The sequence below is a fragment of the Rhizobacter sp. P2_H3 genome (assembly GCF_056403355.1).
Genome location: NZ_JBFUFQ010000400.1, coordinates 1 through 2,812 on the forward strand (window position 1 = coordinate 1; position 2,812 = coordinate 2,812).

Genomic DNA, 2,812 nt, shown 5'->3' on the forward strand with positions numbered 1-2,812 from the left:
ACGTTAGACATCGTACAGTTTACATATGAAAATAGAGAAAACATCACTCGCGACGCTTTTTCCGGCCGCCAGCGGGTCGCACGCCCTGGATCCGACTCAACTGCGCTCGATGGCGCAAGAGGCCGAGGCCGCGTTGCTGCGCCAAGGGGAGTCAGAAAACACCTTGCGCAGCTACCGCTCGGCCCTGCGCTACTGGGCCGCCTGGTACGCGCTGCGGTACCGCCGCCCGATCAGCCTACCGGTCGATGAAGCGGCCGTCGTTCAATTCATCGTCGACCATGCCCAGCGCCTCGACACCGCCGGTGAGCTCGTCAGCGAGCTGCCGACGGCGATCGACCTGGCGCTGGTCGACGGTGGCTACAAGGGAAAGCTCGGCGCCCCGACGCTGAACACCCTCGTGCACCGCATCAGCGTGCTGTCCAAGGCGCACCAGGTGCAGGTGGTGGTCAACCCGTGCGCGCAGCCGCGGGTGCGCGAGCTGCTGTCCAAGGCGCGGCGCGCCTACGCGAAGCGCGGCGCCCTGCCCCGCAAGAAACCGGCGCTCACGCGCGAGCCGCTCGAGGCGCTGCTCGACACGTGCGACGCGTCGTTGGCGGGTTTGCGCGACCGCGCCCTCCTCCTCTTCGCGTTTTCCAGCGGCGGCCGCCGGCGCTCAGAAGTCGCGCTCGCCAGCATGGAGAACACGCGGCGCGTCGGCGACGCCTTCCTCTACACGCTGAGCCACTCCAAAACCAACCAGAGCGGCGTCGATCGTGCAGAGAATGACAAGCCCATCGTAGGGAGAGCTGCACTTGCGCTGCAGGCCTGGCTGGCTGCCGCCGAGATCGTCGCGGGCCCCCTCTTCCGCCGCGTGCGGCGCGGCGGCAAGCTCGGTGAGCCCCTGTCGGCCGCCGCCGTGCGCGACATCGTCAAGAAGCGCTGTGTGCTCGCCGGCATCGACGAAGGTTTTTCTGCCCATTCGCTGCGCTCAGGGTTCGTCACCGAGGCCGGTCGTCAGCAGATCCCGCTCGGCGAGACGATGGCGATGACGGGGCATCGGTCGACAGCCTCATTGGTGGGATATTTTCGACATGCCGTGATTGACAACGCAGGAAGTCGGCTTCTCGACTTGGAGAGGAATTCTGAGAGCGAGTGATGGGCGCGCTATCACAGTAAACGTCCCCCGAATCTCGCCCGCTGGGCTCGGCACGTCAACGAGCGTCTGAGCTGCCATGAAGCTCTGCTGTTCGCTTGGACACCCCAGCGCCACACTGCGTCCGCATCTTGGCGGCCCGCCGCCGCCCGCTTCGGGCTGAGGTTCGCATGCCTGGGCGAGCACCCGGCTGGGCGAAGCGGAGTTGTCTCCCAATTCCTCGCGGGCTCGAAGCCCAGAATGCTGCACGGTTGCGCCGTGAAGACCCGCTGCTTAGAAGTCTGGACGTCGATCAAGGGCTACGGCGCCCGCGCGAGTACTTTGTCTAACTCTTGAGGTAGGAGAACACACAGGGCGGACGCGGGTCATTGGGCATCGGTTAGACACGTTTAGAGCCAAGCCCAGGATGTGCATCGCGCTTGAAGAGCAGTCCCGCTGGCGATTGCATGGAGGCAGGAAGTCGAGCAACGTTGCTACGAAGCATCGGATTGCCTGCTGTTGCACCTGGACGGCGTGTGGCTCAAGACGTCGGCGCTGTCGTGTCGACTTGGCCGTCCTTCACCGGCAGCGTGGCGCCAGGGCGAAACGAGGTTCGCGCCACTCCGTCCTTGCCATTCAGGCGGTAACTCACGTCGTAGCCAACCAACTTCTTCGACTTCTCTTGCACCGTCTTGCAGCGCTGCTCGGCGGTCGAGATAACGTCACCTTGCTGCATGTTCTTCTGCACTTGGTTGCCGGCGTAGCCGCCTGCCGCAGCGCCAGCTACGGTGGCCACCTTCTTACCGGTGCCGCCGCCAATCTGGTGACCGAGCACGCCGCCGAGCACCGCGCCACCAACACTGCCGAGCAGGCGGTTCTCGTCCTTGACCGGCGCCTGGCGCTGCACCTGCACCGTCTCACACTGTTGGCGCGGCGTCGTCACGGTCTCCGTTACCTCTTTGACTGCCATCACCTCAGCGGCCTTGGGCTGCGACATTTTCTGATAACCCGTGACGGCACCCGCGCCCAGCATCACCATTGCGATGCCGCCGACCGCGATACCTTTGATCATTGATTTGTCCATGGGTTGCTCCTGTGGTAGCCCACCTCAATTGTCGTGCCCGGCTCGCCGCGTGCATGGCAGTAGAGGCCGGGATCTGGTGTAGGACTTCGCGACGCGTGTGTCGCTTCGGTGTCCGCTGCGGCTTCCATCTGGCGATCGTTGCATGACCGGTCAGGGTCGTTGTGCGCAGGTCGCCGCACCAGCCTGAGCGTCAGCACCACGCCTGAGCCCGGTCACTCTGCCCAACGCTGTCCTGCGCTGGCTCGCCACCGGTGGCTCACTGGCGTCAACGGATTTGCAATCCCTCGACCACGAGAAAAATCAACGACTTACGCATTCGCTATCGATATCGCCACCCTCCGGACTGCCGACATGGCAGAGCCGTTGCGAGGTAGCCACTGTCCRCAGGGATAGGTCTTACAAGGTCTGGACGCTTAACTCTGCTTGATTCGGCCAGACGTCGTGAGACCGATGCCTTGACTTGCTCCAGGATCTCTTGCAGTAGGGTAGCGATGGCGAGCTGCCAATCCTGCTGATCCTGAAAGACGGTCGGGTCCGTCGGCACACTTTGGATCGAGCCCAGGTCGAGAAGCCAGTATTGGCGGGGCCCGCAGCGATGCGGGCCCTTTGTCATTGGG

Annotated in this window: 2 protein-coding genes; one reads left to right on the top strand and one right to left on the bottom strand. The window is 64.1% G+C overall.

Annotated elements, in window-relative coordinates; genetic code table 11:
- The first annotated feature begins 25 nt into the window (after positions 1–25).
- Positions 26–1,135 carry a tyrosine-type recombinase/integrase gene (locus tag AC1D1T_RS31510; protein ID WP_477993298.1) on the top strand — a complete coding sequence of 370 codons (1,110 nt, stop codon included), beginning with the start codon at positions 26–28 and terminating at the stop codon, positions 1,133–1,135.
- 517 nt (positions 1,136–1,652) lie between these two features.
- On the opposite strand, the gene AC1D1T_RS31515 is transcribed toward AC1D1T_RS31510, so the two are convergent.
- Entirely contained in the window at positions 1,653–2,195 is a 543-nt protein-coding gene (locus AC1D1T_RS31515; protein WP_477993299.1) for a glycine zipper 2TM domain-containing protein, read from the bottom strand.
- Positions 2,196–2,812 lie beyond the last annotated feature (617 nt).

Excerpts from the sequence above, each read along its gene's own strand:
- AC1D1T_RS31515 (WP_477993299.1), bottom strand. The coding sequence starts at position 2,195 with ATGGACAAATCAATGATCAAAGGTATCGCGGTCGGCGGCATCGCAATG.
- AC1D1T_RS31510 (WP_477993298.1), top strand. The coding sequence starts at position 26 with ATGAAAATAGAGAAAACATCACTCGCGACGCTTTTTCCGGCCGCCAGC.